Origin of the sequence: uncultured Aquimarina sp., assembly GCF_947495315.1 — a bacterium.
In the GTDB taxonomy this organism is placed as follows: Bacteria; Bacteroidota; Bacteroidia; order Flavobacteriales; family Flavobacteriaceae; genus Aquimarina.
This window is the reverse complement of sequence record NZ_CANLYD010000002.1, coordinates 39271-62656: the sequence shown is the minus strand read 5'-3', so window position 1 is coordinate 62656 and position 23386 is coordinate 39271. Positions and strand designations below refer to the sequence as shown.

The window sequence follows — 23386 nt, the reverse complement described above, 5'->3', positions numbered from 1 at the left end:
TAAAAAGGTCAATGACTCAAAAAGCATCATATAAAGAAAGAAATTTAGAACTTGTTTCTCCTACACTAATAAATAATCAAGGAGCTAAATTAACCTTAACTAATTATGGAGCTTCAATCGTTAGCTTAGTGATTCCGAATAAAAGAGAAGAATTGATTAATGTTGTGGTAGGATTGGATTCTGTTAATGACTACAAAGAAGCTTCATATCACCCCAGTTCTAAGTTTTTGGGAGCCTCGATAGGGAGATATGCAGGTAGGATCAGTAATGGAGGCTTTACTATTAACAATAAAGAGTATAAGCTATTTCAAGAAAATGACGTGCATTTACATGGTGGATTAGAAGGCTTTGATAAAAAACTTTGGGAAGTTGACTCGGTTAATCAAGATACAAACACTGTTGTTTTTTCATATCATAGCAAGCATATGGAAGAAGGATATCCTGGAGATATAGAGGTAAAAGCAATCTATCAGTTATCAGATGATAATAATCTTACAGTTACCTACAAAGCTATTTCAGATCAAGATACTTTTGTGAATCTTACCAGTCACGGTTATTTTAATCTAAATGGTTCGGGTAGTATTTTAGATCATATATTGTTCTTAGATTGCCCTAAATATTTAGAAGTTGATACGAAACAATTACCAACAGGAAAGCTAAGATCAGTCACGGGCACTAAGTTTGATTTTTTAAAGTCGAAAGACCTAAAATTGTTAGAAAATTTTGGTCTTATAGATGACACCTTTATTTATAATACTAAAAATGGAGCATCAATAGATAAAATCAAAGCTAGACTGATTGCTCCGGCAAGCGGTTTACAAATGGAAATAAGTACAAATCAACCTTCAGTAGTAATTTATACCCCAGAAAATTTTCCTAACTGGAATTTCAAAAATCAAGCAAGATACCATCGTTTTCCTGCTATTTGTTTTGAAAATCAGAATTATCCTGATGCACCTAATCATGCTCGTTTTCCATCTTCTTTGATAAGGGCAGAAGAAGAATATGAGAATAGAAGTGTTTTTAAGTTTTCAATTATTGAAAACAGGTAAAATTATAAGTTAGTTTCTCCTACCCTACTAATGAACTCGTTTTGTGCTTTCTCTTTCGATCAGGTTCGTTTTTATTACTTTGGTGGTATAAGAGGTTTCTATGTTTTCATTTTCTATTTTATCGATAAGGATTTTTGTAGCAGCTTCTCCAAGATAAATACTATGTTGACTTACCGTGGTAATAGATGGTGTTACATGGCGAGGAAGAACACCATTGGTAAAGCCAATAATAGAAATATCTTCAGGCACCTTATACCCTTTAGATAAAACCATTTTTAGAGTGCTAATAGCAGAATCTTCTTCAAGACACAATATAGCATCGACTTTTTTAGAATCAAGTAATATTTTTAGCAAGGTATTAATATCATTGAATTCGTCAATTTTAAGTATTAAGTCTTCATCAATTGGAATATCCGCTTCTGTAAGTGCTTTTTTATACCCTTTAAGTCTAAGTTTTCCAACACTAAGTTGGTGTATGTTAGAAACTATTGCAATATTTCTGCAACCGGTTTTAATAAAATAATTAACAGCATTAAAAGCTCCTTCTTCGTCATTTACAATAACCTTATCACATTCTATTTCATCAGTAACTCTGTCAATCATTATGATTGGAATACCTTGATTTATTGCATTCCGAAAATGGCTAAAGTCCTTTTTGATTTGTGTTTCTTCTGCAATTGATAATATGAACCCATCTAAATCTGAGTTTTTTAATAGCTCCATAGCAGCAACTTCCTTTTCTCGAGATTCGTTAGAAATACATGTAATAATATTATATCCTTTTTCTGTTGCAATCTTTTCGATGCCTACAAAAACTTTGGTAAAGAAGTGATTAAGCATATTGGGGATAATAACTCCTATTGTTTTGGTGCTTTTATGTCTTTCGTTTGCAAAAGTGTTGTTATTCGATTTATATTGAAGCTCTTTTGCATATTCCTGAATCATAGATTTAGTGTTGCTACTAATTTCATAACTATCATTAAGAGCTTTCGAAACGGTCGCAATAGAAACATTGAATTTTTTTGCAATATCCTTTAATGTGATTCTCTTTTTTTTCATACGCTATGTATTCATAAAAATTATTAAAGATAAATAGGGATTTTAGAGATGTATTTGGTAATATCAATATAGTATTTAAAAGGCTTAACCAATTAAGTGTATGATGGGAGCAAATACATCTTTTTTGTAAAGTAATCTTAATAATTTAATTTGTAAGAATCTGAAATTCTAATTGCAACAAAACTAATACACATTGCTTCAAATATTGTATTAGAGGATCCTTTTTTAGAAAATTGTCATTCCCCAAATCAGAGTTGAATCTGTTAGCTAAGCTTCATATGAATACTTGTTTGATATTTAGTGTGTTATGTGTCAACGAAAACTTTTCGTAGAATTTGATTTTAAAAGTATCAAATGGATGATCGTTTTGCTAATGAGTTATAATTTTGAGTATTAACTAAATATTTAACACAAATTCATTTGCATTCACAATTATCTAGTTTAAAAACATTGATATTGATAATTGGGAGTAAATTTTTAAATTATTCTAACTAAACACATGTAATTATGAGAACTTTTTTAAGCATTTCAGTATTTTGTTTGTTTTTATTTACAAACTGTTCCGATGATTTGAATTCTGACAGTCTTCCGGAAACATTAGAATTTGAACAAAAATCAATAGACAGTAATGGCTACATTAGTGATAACCGAACCGATGGGTCTAATAAGGGTTACTTTTGGACCATTTATAAAGAAGGAGGATGGGGCAAATTGACGTTTCCGTATGCCAATCAATACAGTGGTAACTTTGAGATTGAATACAACGACAATCAAGATATTGTTGGAGGAAAAGGTTGGTCAACAGGTAATGGAAGAAGGATAAATTATAATATTGGTACGCTTCAAGGGTCTTATAATTTTGTAGGAGTATATGGTTGGACTCAAACCCCACTTGTAGAATACTACGTAGTAGAAAAAGGGAGTATTACCGGTCAAAATCAAAACAAGAATTATACTGTAAATGGCAAGAATTATAAATTTAAGAAACAATTGAGATCTAATGCTCCATCTATTCTTGGTACCAAAACATTTTATCAATATATAAGTGAACATGGGAACGTTTCAACCGGTTCTAATCAACAAGTTTACATGCAAGCACATATTAATCACTGGAATAAATATGGAGGGCATAAACCTGAATGGGGAAATCTAAGAGATTTTGATTATCAGGTTTTTGGTATCGAATCCTATACAGGCAACTGGGGGAAAATCAATGCCAGTATTTGGTAATAAATACACACACAACTAAAAACTACAAGGCCGATTCATTGTTTCGGCCTTATAGTTTTACGAGCTTATTAAAGATAGAAAGGCTATTAATTTTTGACTTAATTATGAAAAGAATTTTATTTTATTTTTTTGCCGGATTCCTGATGCTATTTTATTCCTGTAATCAGGAAGAAACGAAAAGAGTTATTAATGATAATCTGGTTTTAGTCAAAGGAGGAACCTTTATAAATAAGCAATCTAATTTATATGGAAAAAATGCTTTCGTAAACGATTTTTATATAGCCAAAAGTGAGGTCACACAAAAGGAATGGATGGAGGTTATGGGGAACAATCCATCTAAATTTAAAGGAGATAGTCTACCTGTCGAAATGGTGAGTTGGTATGACTGTGTAGAATTTTGTGTCAAGAAAAGTATAACAGATGGATTAAGGCCTTATTATAAAATTTATAAGGACTCTATAGACGAGTTTAATAACTCTGAGTTCGATAGTATTAAATGGTTAGTCAAGAAAAATCCAAAAGCAAATGGATATCGTTTGCCCACCGAAATCGAATGGGAGTATGTTGCAGGAGGCGGTCAGTTAAGTAAAAATTATTCATACAGCGGAAGCAACAATATTGATGAGATATCCTGGTATTGGAGAAATAGTGGAGATACTATTTTAAAAGGAAAATGGAATTATCGTCTTTTAGAAAAAAATCAATGCAGAACACGTTTCGTGCGTACCAAAAAATCCAATGAACTCGGTCTATATGATTTAACAGGAAATGTTAGAGAATGGTGTGATGATTGGTATGAAGATGAACGTACACCTCGTGGACATTTTCGTTCACAAAGAGGTGGGGGATGGATTGGCATTGAAATTTACTCCAAAAATGACAACAGAGATTATTTTGAAGCTAGCGGAGTAGGCCCTGATCAAGGTTTTCGGATCTGCAGAAACAAAAATTGATTTGCTTACAGTCAGTTTTTAATAAAAAATACTTGATAATATAACAATTATTACTTCTTCATTTTTTTTATCAATACATATTTACGCATACCAAAAAGAAATGTTTTTATAAATCTGAAAAATACACTTCGTGATGCATCATAATTTATAACATTCGCTTCAAATATCCCATTTAATTGAGGCACCACACAATAGTTTTGGTTTTTACTTAAAATTTTAAGTAAATATTAAACGATTTGTCAAACGATGTTTTTTAAAATTGTTAATCGTTCATAGGTTTGTAAATATTTTCTACAGTAGTCTAATAAATGAGATCGTCATTTAAAATTGGATTACTGTAATTATGAAACAACACAAATTATATAATTAACCAAAAAGGATTTATGGAATCAGTCTTAGAACAATTAGATTGGATAGTATTAGGTGTGTACTTTTTAGCACTTATTGGAGTAGCTGTCTGGGTAATATTACAAAGAAATAAGGATACAGCAGATTATTTTTTAGCAGGGCGTAATGTGGGTTGGTTTGTTATTGGAGCATCAATATTTGCCTCTAATATAGGATCAGAGCATGTGGTCGGTTTGGCAGGTACAGGAGCCGAATCAGGGATGCCAATGGCTCATTACGAACTACACGCTTGGATTGTTCTATTATTAGGTTGGTTATTCTTACCATTTTATATGAGAAGTAAGGTGTTTACGATGCCTGAGTTTTTAGAAAAAAGATTTGATAGTAGATCACGTTGGTTTTTATCTATTTTTTCTTTAGTAGGATATGTAATCACCAAGGTATCGGTAACTATATATGCAGGAGGAATAGTAGTTTCAGAATTACTAGGTATACCTTTCTGGTATGGAGCTATTGGGATTGTTGTTTTTACAGGAGCATATACAATAGTTGGAGGTATGAAAGCTGTAATTTATACAGAAACCTTGCAAACTGTAGTATTGATCGCCGGGTCGTTAATTATTACTTATCTTGGATTACAAGAAGTAGGTGGTTGGGAAAACCTAAGGACTACAGTAGGCTCTGATCATTTTAATATGTGGCGTCCTATGTCTGATCCAGATTTTCCTTGGACTGGTTTGCTGTTTGGAGGAACTATTGTAGGTATCTGGTATTGGTGTACAGATCAATATATTGTTCAAAGAACTTTAGCTGCAAATAATATAAAAATAGGTAGACGTGGAGCCATTTTTGGTGCATATCTTAAGATATTGCCAATTTTTATCTTTTTGATTCCTGGAATTATTGCTTTTGCTTTAGCAAAACAAGGTGTTTTAACATATGATAAAGCTGATGAGGTATTCCCTGTTTTGGTAAAAACCCTTTTGCCGACAGGATTAAAAGGCTTAGTTGCCGGAGGGTTGATGGCGGCGTTAATGAGTTCATTGGCGTCTGTATTTAATTCGTGCTCTACCATATTTACAATAGATATTTATAAAAAATTAAAGCCCGCAACTCCAGAGAAAAAGTTGTTAAATATCGGAAGAGTAGCGACATCATTAGTAGTTGTTCTAGGAATTATATGGATTCCTATTATGAACAAAATAGGAGGAGGTGTCTTATATCAATATCTGCAAAGCGTACAGTCTTATATAGCACCACCTATTACAGCAGTATTTATACTAGGAATAATTTGGAAAAGAGTAAATTCTAAAGCTGCGATTGTTACATTATTTTCGGGTCTTTTGATAGCTGCTTTAAGAATTACAGCAGAAATTTTAAAGGATGATTTATCAGGTTTTGCCCATGAGTTTGCAACTATCAATTTTGCACATATGGCAATATTTATGTTTGTGTTTTCCATGATTGTTTGTGTAACAACCAGTTTGGTTACTACAGCGCCGGATTATGCAACGATCAAAGGCCTTGCGTTCGGAACATTGTCATCAGAGCAAAAAGAAGAAACTAAAAATAGTTATACCCCGATTGATATTGTTTTATCCGTATTATTGGTGATTGTGGTAGTATCTATATTAACCTATTTCACCGGTTGATACCAAACTTGTATAAATCGTGTTTCTTAAACTTGAGGGATATTAAAAATCAACGAAATATGATAAAACATGCTATATTTATTCTTAAGTACTGGAATATCAATCTATGAATATTAAAAATACTATAGCATTTTTATTGTGTTTTTACTGTTGTCTGAATTTCATTTGGGCACAAGAAAAATCTAATGATTTTGATTTTGTAAATATAGAAGATGCTATTTCTAGAATAGCTGTGCCAGTAATAATCCAGGATCACGATGGTTTTATTTGGATCGGAACTAATGGAGCAGGTTTACACAGATACGATGGAATTGAGTATAAATCGTATAAACATACATTAAAGGATACTACTTCTTTAAGAAGTAGCTCTATTTACTGCTCATTTATTGATAAAAAGAACAGGCTTTGGGTTGGTACAGAAAATGGATTAGACCTTTATGATCGAGAACTGGATCAATTTAAGAGAATTGATATCATTTCTCAACTAAAAAATTTTTATCAATCAGATATTGCGGTTAATAGTATTATCGAGGATGGCACTGGCGATATTTTTATCGGCACATACGAAAGAGGCTTGCTTAAATTAGATTCAGAAACCTACACTATAGAGGAGGTTACCAATGTCGATACTGATGGTAAGCAAAGTTCGATAGATATCCATGATCTTAAAATAAATTCTGAAGGAAGAATATATGCAGCAACCAACTATGGATTGAAAATATACGATCACAAAACAAATACATTGGGTCTTGCGGTTTTTGCAACAGAAAAAGGTATGCAATCCGTGCGTACGCCAATTATATCTTTATTGATCGATAAAAATAATAGTTTGTGGTTAGGCAGTACATCCAATGGAATATATAAAATTGACAAAGAAGTCGATAACAGCTTCAGTATTCAAAACCTTCAATTTACTAATAAGAGAATATTTTCAATGATTTCTAATGCAGATGGATCTATACTCTGTGGCACTGAAAACGATGGATTGTTTCATATTAAAGCGAATGGCGAGCTAATAAAAAATTATCTTTTTGATAAAAACAATAAAAATAGTATTCGATCAAATTCCATATGGTCTCTGTTTATGGATAATAATGAAAGGATATGGATAGGGTATTATAATAAAGGTATTGCAGTTTATGATAAGTTGTATGATAAGTTTAAAAATATAGAAAGTCTGGCCAGTAACCCCAATTCTTTGGAAGCAGGTTCTGTTACTGGAATTGTCCAAGATAAGTCAGGTTTATTATGGATTAGTACCGACGGAGGAGGAATAGATATTTATGATCCAAACAGTCAGAAATTTATCCATGTTAACAAAAAGAATAATAAGGATTTTTCAAATCTTACGGCATACGATATTCAAACAATTTTTATAGACAGAAAGGAAAATATTTGGGCCGGAAGCTGGAATGGAGGTGTTTTTTTGCTAAAAAAAGGAACAAAAAGATTCATTAATTATACGATAGAAAATACCAGTGGTGCATTAGCTTCTAATAGCATATTAAGTTTTGCAGAAGACGCTGAAGGCACCATTTGGATAGGAACTTTTTTTAGTGGAATCATATCATATAATCCATCAAAAGAGAAGTTTACCCACCATAAGTCCGAAGAATTTTCTAAATATGGAATCCCCACCAGCGATGTCAGAAAGGTGTTAATAGATTCTGATAATAACCTGTGGATAGGTACTGCCAGTGGATTATATAAAATAAGCAAAAATGATGCTAATCATTTCTCTGTTATATTATTAAGAGAGAAAATGAACAGTAAATATCAGAACGAATCCGATACAAATCATATACTTTCGATCTATGAAGGGGCTGATAGATCTATCTGGATTGGTACAAGAGGCGCTGGTTTATGTAGGCATAATCCAGATACGTATAGCTTTGTTTGGTACAATGAACTATATGAATTGGAAGACGAAAATGTCTCTGCAATTATTGAAGATGAATATCATAATATTTGGACAAGTGGTAATGCTGGAATTCATAAATTGAATCTTGAAAAAGGAACAATCAAGGACTATAAGGTTAATGATGGTTTGTTATCCAATGATTTTAATTTTAATGCTGCATTTCGAGATAGAAAGGGAAATATTTATTTCGGAAACTACGAAGGGATAGATTATTTTAATCCAAAAAATATACAAACAAATAATAGTTCGACAAGTTTATACCTTACGGATTTTAAAATATTTAATAAAAAGGTATATCCGAACCAGGAAGGATCCCCTCTAAGTAAAGTAATCTCAGAGACTGATAGTATTTCCTTAAGTAATAAACAATCAGTTTTTACAATCGAATATACAGGTATTAATTATACACGTCCAGAGAAAAATCAATATGCTTATTATTTAGAGGGATTAGAAGATTCATGGAATTATGTTGGCAATACAAGAAGTGCAACATATACTAATCTGGATCCGGGAAATTATACTTTTAAATTAAAAGTTGCGAACAATGATGGTAAATGGAATGAAACTCCACTGCATTTAAGTATTAAGATTTTACCACCCTGGTGGAAAACAAACTGGGCATTATCAACATATGTTTTATTGTTTTTACTTGGTATATATCTTTTAAATAAAGTAACAAAAAATAGAATTAGAGAGAAGCAACTAATACGATATGAAAGAGAAAAAAGAATTAAAGAAGAAGAGCTTCATAATAAAAAACTACAATTTTTCACCAACATATCTCACGAGTTCCGAACTCCTTTAACGCTGATAATTAATCCTCTCGAAGATATACTCAAAAATGAAGAGTTAAACTTACCAAAGGAGGTGAATGAAAAACATCTAATCATTCATAAAAATACTGATCGACTATCTAGATTAATAAATGAGTTGATGGATTATAGAAAGCTTGAGCTTAATAAATTGAGTATTAAAGCAAGACAACTCGATATCATCACCTTTGTACGAGATGTAGTAAGTCATTTTGTTATGGAAGCGTCTCATAAAAAAATAGATCTGACCATAAGCCATGAAATTCCTGAACTAAAAGTATGGGTAGATATTGGTATGCTAGAGAAAATTATCTTCAATTTATTATCCAATGCATTTAAGGTTACGCCAGAAGGAGGACATATCACCGTTTCAATAAAAAAGACTGGACAAACGCTTACAGAAAAAACTAGTGAAGGTGTTTTATCTCACTCATTCGAAATTAGTGTGTCTGATACTGGACCCGGTCTTAAAAAAGAACAACTGGATAAGATATTTGAGCGATTTTATCAAGTAGATAACCTAAACAAATGGTATTATGGCGGTACCGGAATTGGTTTGGAGGTTGTTAGAAGTTTTGTAGAGTTACATAAAGGAAAGGTAGAAGTTGATAGTGTTGTTAATGAAGGAACAACATTTTCGGTAATATTACCTTTAGGCAAAAAACATTTCAGCGAAAGCGAAATTGTGTTAAGTGATGAAGACTCGGATGTTCTGCTTAAAACTAAATTTATAGGGAATGTCCATAATCAAAGCCTAGAAAATCAAATAGAAGAGGAACAAAAAACAAACAGGCTATTAATTGTTGAAGATAATACCGAGTTACGAAACTATTTGAAAAGAGAATTAAGTAATAGTTACAAAGTTTTTGATGCCAAAAATGGTAATGAAGGTCTTGAAATAGCCAAAAAAGAAGTACCAGATATAATTATTACTGATGTAATTATGCCGGAAATGGATGGTTTTGAATTCTGTTCAATGATTAAAAAAGATATAAAGACAAGTCATATCCCTATTTTAATGCTTACCGCAAAAACAATGGCCGATGATCGATTAAAAGGAATTGAATCTGGTGCAGATGTGTATTTAAATAAACCCTTTGATATGAGGGTGTTGAAGTCCTATTTAACACAAATGCTAACGATAAGACAAATACTTTTTAATAAATATTTTAGTGATATTAGTGATGCCGATATCAATCAGAACAACACATCACTGGATAAAGAATTTATTCAAAAAGTATTGAATCATATCTATGAGAATTTAAGTGATCCGGATTTAAGCGTAGAATCTTTATCTTCAGAGCTTCATCTGAGTAGAAGTCAATTTTACAGGAAGATAAAAACGCTTACAGGACAAACGGCCAATCAATTTTTAAGGAACATCAGATTGCAAAAGGCGAAACAAATTTTAGAAAGCGGTTCTACTAATATTAGTGAAGTCTGCTATAAGGTAGGGTTTTCTTCTCCCTCCTATTTTACAAAGTGTTTCAAAACACAGTTTGGAATATTACCCACAGAGGTGACTATTAATGAATCTTAATAGTATTCATAAACGAATCGTCAAAATAAGTATTTATTATAGTAGCATTATTGACTTTTTACGCCTGAATTCAATTGTCTAATTACGAGCTTATTAATAATTCATGCTTCTACCCTATCCGAATGCTATTTTAAGTGTAATTGAAGGATTGTTTATGGCATAATGTATTTTCTCAATTCCCTGTAATTTAAGAGATATTCAATTTTATACAATATTCATTGTAGAAGTATTAGTAAAAAGGATGATAAAATATATTCTTCATAATTAGATCGCATACTAGTCAAATTTAGCTATAAATATTGTTGCCTCGACTGTCTAAAATGTTGTAAAACCCTCGTAAAAGGGGCGAATGCAACAAATGTTTTATCATATGCTCTATCTGTGGCATTGTTTTTTTAATCCTGTATATAAATTGTTAAAAAATTGTGAATTAGTCAAAGGACATGAATAAGAAGTACTCTAAAATTAAAATTTTGGGAGAGATATTTTTAATAGTATTGGTGCTCGGATTATTTGTTTTCATCCTTGATCTAATATCATGAAAAGAACCAGCTTTAACTAACAATAATGATAAGGAAAGAATCTAAAAAAACATTAAAAAAACTTTTCAGGGTTAACAGTTTAATTGTCGTTTCAATTATTCTTCAATTGAATATTGGATGTGTAACAAAAAAAGAGACAGAATACAAGTTTAAGAATCCCGAACTACCTATTAGTGAAAGAGTAAGTGATCTAATAGGTCATATGACTCTTTCTGAGAAGGTTTCGCAGATGCGGTATGATGCACCGGCAATAGAACGTTTAGGAGTGCCTGAGTATAACTGGTGGAATGAATGCCTACATGGTGTTGCAAGAGCTGGAGAGGCTACAGTATTTCCGCAGGCAATTGGAATGGGTGCTACTTGGAACGCACCATTATTATTTGATGTTGGTACAGTAATTTCTGATGAAGCAAGAGCAAAGCATCATCGTTTTGTCAAAGAAAATAAAAGAGGAATATACCAAGGACTTACTTTTTGGACTCCTAACATCAATATCTTCAGAGATCCAAGATGGGGAAGAGGTCAAGAAACCTACGGAGAAGACCCATACCTCACCGGAAGAATGGGTGTTAATTTTATAAAAGGATTACAAGGTGATGATCCAAAATACCTTAAAGTGGTTGCTACAGCTAAGCATTTTGCAGTGCATAGCGGACCGGAAAAATCAAGACACGAAGACAATTATCATACATCGGATAGAGATTTAAAAGAAACATATCTACCTGCTTTTGAGGCCGCAATTAAAGAAGCTAATGTGCAATCTGTAATGTGTGCATATAATAGATATAGAGATGAAGCTTGTTGTGGGAGTAATTTATTATTAAATAATATACTTCGAAAAGAGTGGGGGTTTGATGGTTATGTGGTTTCGGATTGTTGGGCAATTAACGATTTCTGGGAACCAAATAAGCATGAATTAGTCGAGACCCCTGCTGAGGCTTCAGCTTTGGCAGTAAGTAGAGGTACGGATTTAAATTGTGGAGATGTTTTTGATCCAAACCTAAGTGATGCTGTTCTTAAAGGATTAGTTGATGAAGATAAAGTAGATCAGGCACTGTCAAGACTTATGGAAGCTCGATTTAAACTTGGTATGTTTGACCCGGAAGAGATAGTATCCTGGTCTAAAATATCGTATGATGTCGTATGTAGCGATAAGCATTATAAGTTGTCTGAGAAAACAGCCAGAGAATCGATGGTGTTGTTAAAGAATGAGGATAAATTACTGCCTTTAAAAAAAGACATCAAATCTATTGCGGTAATAGGTCCTAACGCAAATGCTAAACAAGCGCTATTGGGGAATTATCATGGAACTCCTCTAAATAATATCACACCTCTAAAAGCGATCAAAGAAAAATTACCAAATACAAAAGTACATTATGCTAGAGGAAGTCATATTGCAAAAGGGTGGCCCTTATTACAACCAATACCTGCTTCTGCATTGCGAAATGGAGATAATGTTGGATTAAAAGGAGAATATTTCGACAATAAAGAGTGGAAAGGTAAACCAAAAGTAACCAGAAATGATAGTATAATAGATTTTATATGGGTTTCTAAAATACCATTTGAGAATGCAGCTTCAGATAGTTTTTCTGTTAGATGGACAGGAGAAATTGTTCCAGAAGAAAGTGGAGAGTATCGTATTGGATTAAGAGCTAGTAGTGCTGGTAAACTTTATATAAATGATTCTCTAAGAGTAGATTTTAAGGATGATCATGAGCCAAAAATGAAGTATCTGGACATGAGGTTAGAAGCCGGTAAATCATATGATATTAAGATAAAATATTATAATTATCATACAGATCCACAAGCTCAATTACTGTGGTCTAAATTAGATGAAGATCTTTTATCTCCTGCAATAGAAGCTGCTAAAAATTCTGAAGTTGTGGTGCTTTGTTTGGGATTATCTCCTGATATAGAAGGAGAAGAAATGCCAGTTGTTTTAGATGGTTTCGATAAAGGCGATAGATCAAAAATCTCTTTACCACAATCTCAGGTTACTTTATTAAAAGAAATACAAGCTCTAGGCAAGCCAACAGTGTTAGTATTGATGAATGGAAGTGCACTTGCCATTAATTGGGCAGATGATAATGTTTCTGCTATTCTTGAAGCGTGGTACCCTGGAGAATTTGGAGGAAGAGCTATTGCTGACGTCCTTTTTGGAGATTATAATCCAGCAGGTAGATTACCCGTTACCTTTTACAAATCTGTTGAAGACCTTCCGGATTTCAAATCTTATGATATGACGAATCGAACGTATAAATATTTTAAGGGAGATCCTCTATATGAATTTGGACATGGATTGTCATACACCACTTTTTCATATTCAAAATTAGAAACACCGGATGCCATAAAAGCTGATGAAAATATTCCTGTAACAGTTCAAATTACTAACACTGGAGATAGTAAAGGAGATGAGGTTGTTCAGCTTTACCTATCCCACGATAAAAAACAATATACAGATGGACCTAAACACTCTTTAATAGGGTTTAAAAGAATCAACTTAGAAGTCGGAGAAACAAAAAAAGTAAGTTTTACAGTTACTCCAAAACAATATGATGTCATTAATTCAGCAGGAGAGAAGGAAAAGATATCAGGAGCAGTTCAAATTTATGTGGGTGGAAAACAACCCAATCAAAATGATACTGCAACTACAAAGAATTTAACCAAAAAAATCACACTTAACTAAAAATGAAACTAAAAAATGAAGCTTTAATTAATTGGCATCTAAATAGTTGTAAGGGACAAGGAATACTAATTAAAGGAAAACAAAAGTGGCTATCAAGCACTTTTTAACTAAACTACATAAAAACAATGTCATATGATAAAACTTAAACTCGCAATTATTGCATTTATTTTAATTGGGACACAGCATGTTTTTTCGCAAGAAGATAGTATAAGCGGAACAGTTACAGATCAGGATAAGTTGCCTCTGCCAGGCGTAACGGTATTGGTAAAAGGCACTACCAATGGAGCTTTAACCGATTTTGATGGGAACTATGAACTAACAGGGTTATCCAAAGGGGATATTTTGGTATTTTCTTACGTCGGAATGCAAACTATAGAAAAAATTGTTATTGAATCCGGAAAAATTGATGTCGTAATGATTCCAGAGCCAACAGATTTAGAACAAGTTGTGGTTATTGGATACGGACAAAGTAGAAAAAAAGATCTTACATCCGCTATATCAACAATTAGTGCAGATGTTTTAGAAAAACAAGTCGTTACTAATATTGATCAGGGAATTCAGGGTTTAGTATCTGGTGTTACCGTGACACGAAGCTCCGGACGACCAGGAGGAGCAGTATCCGTAAGAATACGTGGTACTACCTCTGTTACAGGATCTAATGAACCTTTATATATTATTGATGGAGTAAACGTTCAGAATTCAGAAAGTGATTCCTTTAATTTTTCACGTTTCGGAGGAACTGGTGGGCAAACCGCAATAAGTCCTCTTTCTGCATTGAATCCAAATGATATCGAATCGATAACAGTTTTAAAAGATGCTTCTGCGGCAGCGATATATGGAGCACAATCCTCTAATGGTGTAGTTCTCATTACTACAAAAAGAGGAAAAGCTGGTAAAGCTAAGATAAGTTATGAGACATATGGAGGGATTCAAACTGTACCAAAATTATTGGACATGATGAATCTTAGGGAATTTGCAGCGTATTCAAATGAGGTTAGACAAAGCCCATCAACTAATTTACCTCCAGCTCCACAGTTTGAAAACCCAGGTATTTTGGGAGAAGGAACGGATTGGCAAAAAGCAATTTTTAGAGCTGCTCCGATAACCAATCATCAATTATCAATTTCTGGAGGAAAAGAAAGAACAAAATTCTACGCCTCGGCAAATTATTTTGATCAAGATGGTATTATAATTAATTCTGGTTTAAGGAGGTTTGGTTTACGATTAAATCTAGATTATCAATATAACGATAGGATTAAATTTGGACATAACATTAACTTGAGTAGTTCATTAGAACAAATAGGATTAAACGATTCTCGAAATGGAACTATTACATCAGCTTTAAGACAAACACCCGATGTACCTGTTAGAAATCCAGATGGGACGTTTGGTTCTCCAGAAAATGGTTTAGGTAATACAGGAGCACTCAATCCAGTAGCTGCTTCAGAAATAAGAAATAGTACGCTGGAACGTTTTAAAGTAAATGGAAATATCTATTTAGATTTAAAATTAGCAAATAATCTTAAGTTTAGATCTGATTTAGGATATGATTATAATACTGCCAAAACAGAAAGTTTTTTCCCAACTTTTGATTTTGGATCACTTTCGAATGGCTTGAATTCAGCTTTTAAAAGCGCGAATGAGGGGTTGTATTATCTGTTTAAAAATTATTTAACCTATACTCCTCAGATAGGAAATCACGGGTTGGATATTTTATTAGGAACGGAAGCCCAAAAAGTACAATTTCAGGGATTATCGGGACAGCGATCTGATTTTCCAAGTAATGATATTCCTGGTTTAAATACCGGTGATGCAGAAACATCGCTATCAGAATCTTTCGAGGGAGCTCAATCGCTTCTCTCATATTTCGGTAGAATTAATTATAATTATAACTCTAAATATTTTCTTTCAGCATCGCTTAGATATGACGGATCTTCAAAATTTGGTCCCAATAATCGATGGGGATTGTTTCCATCAGTATCAGCTGCATGGGTAGTTAGCGATGAACCTTTTATGGAAGGAATCGCTAGTGCTTGGAGTTATTTTAAGATCCGAGCAGGATATGGTACCAGTGGAAACCAGGATATTAATAATTTCCTTTATTTAAGTTTTCTTAGAAATCAAAATACAGCGCTTGGTAGTGGGTTTAGTTTAGCCAATTTCGCTAATGCGGATGTAGCTTGGGAATCATTAATTTCTCCTAATCTGGGAGTTGAACTTGGTTTTGTCGATAACAAAATTAGACTGGATGTTGATGTCTATAGAAAAACATCCAAAGATTTTCTTGCCACAAGACCCGTTCCAGGCTTTTTAGGAAGTTTAAACACATTGTCTTTTATCGGGGTCAATGCTCCTGTAGAAAACTTTGGTGAAATGATCAACGACGGTATTGATGTTACGTTAAACACTAAAAATGTTACTAATGAAAAGTTTAGTTGGGATACTAATATTGTATTTAGTTTATATCGTAACGAAATCACGGAACTATCTGGTGAAAATGATGCTATTATAGGTACACTAAGAGATGAGGAAATTATTGCAGATTTGACAAGATCAGAAGTTGGTCAACCGATTGGAATGTTCTATGGTTTTGTAACAGATGATTTATTTAGAACTCAAGAAGAATTAGATAATGGCGTAATCCCTGCAGAGAGTACCCGTAATGAAGCTACTGGTACCTGGATTGGTGATGTGCGTTTTAAAGACCTTAATGGAGACGGAACCATAGATGATAATGATAGAACTTTTATTGGGAATCCACATCCGGATTTTACCTATAGTATAACTAACAATTTCCGATATGGAATGTTTGATTTATCTGTCTTCCTTCAAGGATCTTACGGTAATGACATTTACAACTATACTAGAACGTATATTGAAGGTGTAAATCGTTTTAATGCAAATCAAGCAGCTACAGTGATCGATCGATTCAGTGCTTCGAATACAGATGGAAGTTTGCCAAGATATTCTGACGGAGATAAGAATGGAAACAATAGAGTGTCTGATAGATTTATAGAAGATGGTTCTTATCTAAGAATTCAGAGTGTTACTTTCGGATGTACCTTACCTAAAGATACGTTTGGTAAAACCAAAATTTTTGATCAAATTAGAGTATATACCACTATTCAAAATTTATACACCTTTACGGATTATTCAGGTTACGATCCAGAGGTAGGATCATTAAATCAAAGTGCTCTTTTTAAAGGTATAGACTTTGGTAGATATCCCGTTCCAAGAACAATGACTCTTGGACTAAATGTACAGTTTTAAAAAAATGAAAAAGAAAATAATATGTTCAGTATGAAAAATAGTAAGAATTTTTTTAAGTATTTCATTGTATTGACCTTTCTAACCTCTTGTGGTGATGATTTTTTAGAAATTGATGTTGTAGATTCTATTACAGAAGATAATTTTTATCAAACAGATGATCAACTATTAGCTGGAGCAAACTCCTTATATGGGCAATCCTTTTTTACAACGAATGATAAGTTTATGTATTCCTTGGATATGTTGGCAGGTAACTCTATAGGCTTCGAAGGAGATGCTCCTTGGAGATTATTCTCCGTAGGAGTTAATAATGGTACGCTTTTAGAAGGATGGGAAGGTTTTTATAAAGGAATTGCAGACGCAAATCAACTATTAAAAGTTGTGGCAGGAGAATTGAACCCTGAGATTTCTGAAGAGGTTAAAAATCAAGTAGAAGGTGAAGCACGATTTATCCGCGCTTTTTCATATTTCTATTTGGTACGATTATGGGGAGAAATTCCAGTTGTTGATGAAATCACTTCGGACACTTCTACTTTATATCCTCTTAATACGGTTTCTAGTATCTATGCTTTTATAGAAAATGATTTACAAAAGGCAGCAGACTTATTGCCTCTAGGTTCTTCTGGTGGAATAAGAGTAGGAAAAACGGCAGCTTGGTCGTATCTGGCAGAAATGTATTTAACCCGCAAGGATTATGCAAAATCTAGGGAGTATGCAGAATTGGTTATTAATAGTGGATTACACAATTTACAGCCTAATTATCAAGATCAATTTATAGATCCATCAGCAAGTGTAAACAGTGAAGGTATTTATAGATGGGTTTGGACTTCCATTAATGGATTATGGGGGATACAGAATACGAACCAAGCCTATCTTATTGCAAGTGATGATGTCATTGGTAATGATGGTTCTTTCGGTTCTGTATCACCAAGTATCGATTTATTTCTAGCCTTTGACAAGATAACAGAACCTGGTGAAGAAGATCTACGAAGAAAATGGATCATTTGCGAACCAGGAAGAACGTATTCTGAATTATTAACTACCCAGGGAGGGTGGACGTTTCCTGAAAATGGAGATGAATCTTCAACAAAGTTACGATACAGAAAATATGTGGTAGGATCCTTAAATGAGCATCCAAATGTATTCTTTATGAGAACAGAAATGAGTACGCAACTAATGCGATACGCAGATGTACTTATGATCTATGCAGAAGCTATTATGGGTGATGCAGATTCTACTGGAGATGTTCAGGCGCTGGATGCATTTAATCAAATTCGAAGAAGAGCGGGACTTTCGGAAAAAGCACTGTTAACCAGAGAAGCACTTATGGATGAAAGAAGAATTGAATTTGCTTTTGAAGCAGGTAAGTTTTGGCTTGATTTGGTAAGAATGGACAGAGGTATGGCAACGTCTATTATAAGAAGTCAGGATAGAGGAACGGTAAATACCTTGGTTCCGTTGGATGTTTCTTCGTTTTTTGTAGATAATGCAGGTGATAGTGGCTTTACATTGCCAATTCCATCAGCAGAGTTATCGTTCATAGATACGACAAGTCCAGCAGTAGATTATGTAATTAATAATTAAGAAAATGAAAAACAAATTAATAAATACGAATAAGGGATTGTTTACCTTATCTTCTATAATGATCTTGTTCTTAGGATTGTTTTCTTGTGAAGACAGCGAAAATGATGGAGGAGAATTTGGTGCTCCAGAAATTGCAACTATCCTATCTCTTGGTGATGAACCTACAATCAATTCGGGTTTTCCTGATGAATTGGTCAGAGTAGAAGGATCAGGTCTAAGTGATATGAAAGAAATCGTTTTTGATGGAACGGTAAATACCTTTTTCAACTCGGCATTGAATTCTAATGTAGCACTGTTCTTTAATGTTCCCTTTGATGTAGACCAAGGAAGTCGTTTTGGAACCCAAACAGTAAAGTTTACTAATCTTTATGGTGAAACAGTATCTTCTCAGTTTGAGATAAAACAACCTGAACCTACATTAACGGTTCAGGATACTTTTTCTCCACCAAAGGGAGAGGGCGGTTTAGAAATTAGAGTGTTTGGTAACTGGTTTTTTAACGTACAGGACGTGCTGATTGATGGAGAATCAGTAGGGGATTTTATCGTGGTTTCTCCTCAAGAACTTATTTTTACTTTTCCTGAAGGTAAAACCGAAACAACAGAGTTTACCGTGGTTACTTCTGCAGGAATGGTTTCTAAGGATTTACCAATTGTAGGCGGTATTGTAGAGATTTTAATAACTGATTTTGAAGGTAATGGAATACCAAGTATTAACGATGATTATGCTGCGGATTGGTTTAGTTATGGAGACAATATGTTTAGAATTGCCAATGGGATAGGTGCAGATGGAAGTACTGGAGCAGAAATTATTTGGGATGATACAGGTACAGATGGTTTTACAGGAAGTTCTCATCAAACTATTGCTTCTGTGACAACATCTACAGATGCAGAAAATGCCTTTCTAATCATTGATATTAATGGAGATGGTTTTCCAGGCACGGTAATGGAATTTGTTTTGGAAGATGACCGAAGTAACTGGTTGATTAAAGCTCCATTAGAAGGAACCGGATGGCAAACATTAAGATTAAAAATGTCAGATTTTGGTTTCAGTTTTGATCCAGGTAATCAAAGTAATGGAGATGTAAACCCATCAACTATCGTAGCTGTTAAGATGCAAATCAGCCACGAAGGAGGCGCTGGAGTAGTACCTTCAGGATATAAATATGATAATATTAAGTTCGAAGTTTTAGAATTAGAGTAACGAATATCAAAACAAAAAAAGTCCCCAGTTTCTTTTCTTTTAAAAAAAGAGAAGCCATGTCAAGGAGGAACTGATTCAAGTTAAGATTTGATGAGATCCTCCTTGTCATATTAAAATTAAAAAAAATAGTAAGATGAAATTAGGAAAAATAAGTAATTCGACATTTTATGTGATGGTATGTCTTACCATACTGTCATTTATGTCATGCTCAAGTGATGATGACAATAACGGTTCGTCTGGAGCAATAGCTCCAGTAGCTCAAGAAGCAAGTGATATTTCTTTAACAAGTTTTAGGGCAAATTGGAATAATGTATTTAGAGCGAGTGAATATGTGTTAGATGTTTCTGCTGATAGTGGTTTTAGTTCTTTTGTAGATGGTTTTGATAATCTGTCTATAAATCAACTGTCTCAATCAGTTACTGGATTAAATTCAAATACTACATATTATTATAGAGTGAGAGCTGTTGTAGGCGGTGTTGTCTCAGGAAATTCAAATACCATTTCGGTAGAAACAAATACCCAATTCCCTGATGATGTTACTCTAAAAAGTGCCACAGAAAACAACTTTTTTGTTGGTGTAGCTGTTTCTGAAGCTAGAACTAATATATCCTCTTATGATGAAATATATACAAGAGAGTTTAGTAGCATCACAGCAGAAAATGATATGAAAATGGCTTCTATATTTACGGGTATTGATAATACAGGTGCAATTATATATGATTGGAGTAAAGTAGATGCATTAGTTGATTATGCAGAAGCAAATAATATAAATGTACATGGACATACACTAATCTGGCATAGAAGTCTACCACAAGTATTAGAAAATTTTAGTGGTACTGATCAGGAGTTTGAAGATTTAATAGAACAATATATCACAGATGTATTTACAAGATATCAAGGTAAAATCAATTCGTGGGATGTTGTAAATGAAGCGATTGATGATGATCCCGGTGTGCAATGGAGAGATACTGTTTTCTTACAGAGAATGGGTGAAGATTATGTCGAAAAATGTTTTGCTTTTGCCAGAGCTGCAGATCCAAATGTTAAGTTATTTTACAATGATTATAACATGACATTCGATGGCACAAAAAGAGGGAAAGTACTGGCAATGGTAGACGACTTGTTAGCAAGTGATCTTATAGATGGTGTAGGGTATCAAATGCATATAGATTACAATTTTCCAAGCACCCAACAAATACAAGATGCTACGGATGAATTAGTTGCGAAAGATGTATTAATACATTTTGCAGAGTTAGATGTAAAGGTAAATGCTGCGAATGATTTAACCGAACTTACTGAGGAAAGAGCAATGGCTCAATCTCAAAGAGTACAAGAAGTAGTAGAAATCTTTAATGCAATTCCTCAGAATAAGAAATATGCAATAACACTTTGGGGATTAAAAGATGATGATACTTGGCTTATTCCAGAAAATAACGGTCGACCAGAGTGGCCTCTTTTGTTTGATGCTTCTTTTAATAAAAAACAAGCGTATCAAGGGTTTTTAGAAGGATTATAATAAACTTATTCCCATAAACAATCGTCATAATAATCCCTGTAAATATAATTTTTACAGGGATTTTATTTTATGGAGAAGATGGGACTCGAACCCACGACCTCTTGATTATTGGAAATATCAAAAAACTAACCTACAACAAAGATCTCTAATTTGTGTACTCTTAAGAAGTTCGTTATTAAAGAACTACTTAAAACAGATTAAAAATCAGACATCTTAAACTGATTTCTAGAGGCAGAAAATTACGATACATTCATTTCTGTTGTTAATTAATAAAAATTTCTACTTGAGATAGGTTGATATCAATTTAACAAGATAGTACAGGATACAAACATTAGTGTTTTAAAATAACTTAGAGACTTCTTAAAGATTACTTAAGTTGTATAAAGTTTTTGGTCTTTTAGAGCACCATGTGAAAACTAATCATACGTGTAGTCTTAAAAGGAAGTATAATTGATAAACTAATAATTATTATGGAGGTATCGAAAATTTTAGTCCGGTTATTTTATATTTCTTTTATTTTGGTTTTAATAAGTTGTGGAACGGATGATCCTGAACAAATGGCACCCATCGATCCAGAAATAAGTGTTGAAACACAAAAAATAATTCTGAATGCTGAAGATTATAAGCATCAATTTATTGGAGGTGGAGTTTCTATAGGCCTATTTTTAGGACATCATTATAGCATGAGCGAAGCTTCACAGGATGAGGCAATACGGCTTATGGTAAAGGATTGTAATATGAAGTACCTTCAAGACTATATCCAAATTTACCCTAGTGATGATCCTTCTTATTTTGATCGAAGAGCGAATTATATAAAGGCTGCCAAAATTTACCGTCCCGAAATTGAGTTTTCACTTGTTGGAAATAAATTTCCTGATGATTTAATGAAAGAGCTTGTCGTTGGAGGAGAAACATTACAAGTTTTAGACACTGACGATCCTGATATTTATGATCGTTTAGCGCAATGGTTTTTTCGATTGTTTAAAGGGTTTAGTGATCGTGGAGTGTCTGTAGAAATATTGAACGTTGTTAATGAACCTGATCTAGATCGCACATTCCGTAAGTACCATTATGGACTGAATGGAAATACTAAGGAGGCAGTAGCACGTATTTTTAAATATGCAGTTCCAAAATTTAAAGAGATGTTAAATGATCCGAGTATAAACACAACAAATATGCAAGTGCCTTTAATCATGGGGCCTAGTACTATATCACCCGTTGGGTGTTTGGACTATATGAGATTCTTTAAAGATCAACATCCTGATGTATGGGATCAGATAGATATAATTGCCACACATCAATATGAGAATGGTGCTGTTCCATCGTTGTTTACCAACATTATGGCTGAGGCAGATGGTAAAATCTTATACCAGTCAGAAACACACGCTCTAAAGGGTGATGCTTTGGGGTCACTTTCTGTTGATAGACCACTTGAAGCGGCGCTATCCTTATCTAATCTTTTTGGTACTGCCGTTAGAAATGGTGTAAGCTCTTGGTTCTATTTTGAAAATAATTATCCAAACGAATTTCATCCGGGTGGGTTAATACAGGTTGCTTGGGCCGCTCCTCAACCTAAACCTTATAAACATTTTTATGCTTTCAAGCAGTTAACTTCTGCTCAACCAGACTCTTCCCATGTCATAAGCTCCACAACCAATTATAATTCAAACTCAGAGGTTACAGCCTTTAGAAAAATGGGGCAGGATACACTTTTTATGCATTATTCAAACTATACAACAGAAGCAAAAGAAATCACGGTTATTGCGAATAACAATAGCCAGGAAACTCTAAAGATTAATGGCTATTGGATTACCACTACAGATGAGAATAATAATGAAGTTGTACTCGATTATGAAGAATACCAATCAGCTTTAGATTCAATAAGCTTTTCTGCGGGGAGGTATTCAATAAATACAGTTAAAATTTCGATTGTAAATGAATGAGATTTAATGTGTCGAAATTTATTTTTTGGTTTTTATTAAGGACCAATTTTATTAGAGATTGTATTAAATGTAATTGTTTT

At 33.4% G+C, this 23386-nt stretch carries 12 protein-coding genes; 11 read left to right on the top strand and 1 reads right to left on the bottom strand.

Annotated features, from left to right (window positions below):
* Positions 1 to 11: 11 nt before the first annotated feature.
* Positions 12 to 1052 (top strand): aldose epimerase family protein, encoded by a 1041-nt coding sequence (locus tag Q0910_RS03760; RefSeq protein ID WP_299212766.1) that lies wholly within the window; start codon positions 12 to 14, stop codon positions 1050 to 1052.
* A 27-nt stretch (positions 1053 to 1079) separates the two neighbouring features.
* Here the strand turns inward: Q0910_RS03760 and Q0910_RS03755 are convergent, their stop codons facing one another.
* On the bottom strand, positions 1080 to 2111 hold the full coding sequence (locus Q0910_RS03755; protein WP_299212764.1) for a LacI family DNA-binding transcriptional regulator: 1032 nt from the start codon (positions 2109 to 2111) through the stop codon (positions 1080 to 1082).
* 507 nt (positions 2112 to 2618) lie between these two features.
* On the opposite strand from Q0910_RS03755, the gene Q0910_RS03750 reads away from it, so the two are divergent.
* The 10 genes from Q0910_RS03750 to Q0910_RS03705 all read left to right on the top strand — a co-directional run bounded on the left by Q0910_RS03750 (position 2619) and on the right by Q0910_RS03705 (position 23306).
* Complete coding sequence (locus Q0910_RS03750) at positions 2619 to 3341, top strand: glycoside hydrolase family 11 protein (protein ID WP_299212761.1); 723 nt, start codon at positions 2619 to 2621, stop codon at positions 3339 to 3341.
* A 104-nt stretch (positions 3342 to 3445) separates the two neighbouring features.
* Positions 3446 to 4294 carry an SUMF1/EgtB/PvdO family nonheme iron enzyme gene (locus Q0910_RS03745; RefSeq protein WP_299212759.1) on the top strand — a complete coding sequence of 283 codons (849 nt, stop codon included), beginning with the start codon at positions 3446 to 3448 and terminating at the stop codon, positions 4292 to 4294.
* A 383-nt stretch (positions 4295 to 4677) separates the two neighbouring features.
* Positions 4678 to 6294 carry a sodium:solute symporter gene (locus Q0910_RS03740; RefSeq protein ID WP_299212757.1) on the top strand — a complete coding sequence of 539 codons (1617 nt, stop codon included), beginning with the start codon at positions 4678 to 4680 and terminating at the stop codon, positions 6292 to 6294.
* A 106-nt stretch (positions 6295 to 6400) separates the two neighbouring features.
* Positions 6401 to 10567: a hybrid sensor histidine kinase/response regulator transcription factor gene (locus Q0910_RS03735; protein ID WP_299212755.1), complete on the top strand. Its 4167-nt coding sequence runs from the start codon at positions 6401 to 6403 to the stop codon at positions 10565 to 10567.
* Between the two features lie 567 nt (positions 10568 to 11134).
* The gene (locus Q0910_RS03730; protein WP_299212753.1) at positions 11135 to 13795 is read left to right on the top strand and encodes a glycoside hydrolase family 3 protein; all 2661 of its coding nucleotides are present in this window, start codon (positions 11135 to 11137) and stop codon (positions 13793 to 13795) included.
* A 132-nt stretch (positions 13796 to 13927) separates the two neighbouring features.
* Complete coding sequence (locus Q0910_RS03725; protein WP_299212751.1) at positions 13928 to 17065, top strand: TonB-dependent receptor; 3138 nt, start codon at positions 13928 to 13930, stop codon at positions 17063 to 17065.
* A gap of 30 nt (positions 17066 to 17095) precedes the next feature.
* Complete coding sequence (locus Q0910_RS03720; RefSeq protein WP_299212749.1) at positions 17096 to 18646, top strand: RagB/SusD family nutrient uptake outer membrane protein; 1551 nt, start codon at positions 17096 to 17098, stop codon at positions 18644 to 18646.
* A gap of 4 nt (positions 18647 to 18650) precedes the next feature.
* Positions 18651 to 19847 carry a hypothetical protein gene (locus Q0910_RS03715; RefSeq protein ID WP_299212747.1) on the top strand — a complete coding sequence of 399 codons (1197 nt, stop codon included), beginning with the start codon at positions 18651 to 18653 and terminating at the stop codon, positions 19845 to 19847.
* 133 nt (positions 19848 to 19980) lie between these two features.
* Positions 19981 to 21363 (top strand): endo-1,4-beta-xylanase, encoded by a 1383-nt coding sequence (locus Q0910_RS03710; protein WP_299212745.1) that lies wholly within the window; start codon positions 19981 to 19983, stop codon positions 21361 to 21363.
* A 470-nt stretch (positions 21364 to 21833) separates the two neighbouring features.
* Positions 21834 to 23306 (top strand): hypothetical protein, encoded by a 1473-nt coding sequence (locus Q0910_RS03705; RefSeq protein WP_299212743.1) that lies wholly within the window; start codon positions 21834 to 21836, stop codon positions 23304 to 23306.
* Positions 23307 to 23386: the final 80 nt, after the last annotated feature.

Bases quoted from the DNA above. Each gene is read 5' to 3' on its own strand.
- Q0910_RS03760 (WP_299212766.1), top strand. From the start codon at position 12: ATGACTCAAAAAGCATCATATAAAGAAAGAAATTTAGAACTTGTTTCT.
- Q0910_RS03755 (WP_299212764.1), bottom strand. From the start codon at position 2,111: ATGAAAAAAAAGAGAATCACATTAAAGGATATTGCAAAAAAATTCAAT.
- Q0910_RS03750 (WP_299212761.1), top strand. From the start codon at position 2,619: ATGAGAACTTTTTTAAGCATTTCAGTATTTTGTTTGTTTTTATTTACA.
- Q0910_RS03745 (WP_299212759.1), top strand. From the start codon at position 3,446: ATGAAAAGAATTTTATTTTATTTTTTTGCCGGATTCCTGATGCTATTT.
- Q0910_RS03740 (WP_299212757.1), top strand. From the start codon at position 4,678: ATGGAATCAGTCTTAGAACAATTAGATTGGATAGTATTAGGTGTGTAC.
- Q0910_RS03735 (WP_299212755.1), top strand. From the start codon at position 6,401: ATGAATATTAAAAATACTATAGCATTTTTATTGTGTTTTTACTGTTGT.
- Q0910_RS03730 (WP_299212753.1), top strand. From the start codon at position 11,135: ATGATAAGGAAAGAATCTAAAAAAACATTAAAAAAACTTTTCAGGGTT.
- Q0910_RS03725 (WP_299212751.1), top strand. From the start codon at position 13,928: ATGATAAAACTTAAACTCGCAATTATTGCATTTATTTTAATTGGGACA.
- Q0910_RS03720 (WP_299212749.1), top strand. From the start codon at position 17,096: ATGAAAAATAGTAAGAATTTTTTTAAGTATTTCATTGTATTGACCTTT.
- Q0910_RS03715 (WP_299212747.1), top strand. From the start codon at position 18,651: ATGAAAAACAAATTAATAAATACGAATAAGGGATTGTTTACCTTATCT.
- Q0910_RS03710 (WP_299212745.1), top strand. From the start codon at position 19,981: ATGAAATTAGGAAAAATAAGTAATTCGACATTTTATGTGATGGTATGT.
- Q0910_RS03705 (WP_299212743.1), top strand. From the start codon at position 21,834: ATGGAGGTATCGAAAATTTTAGTCCGGTTATTTTATATTTCTTTTATT.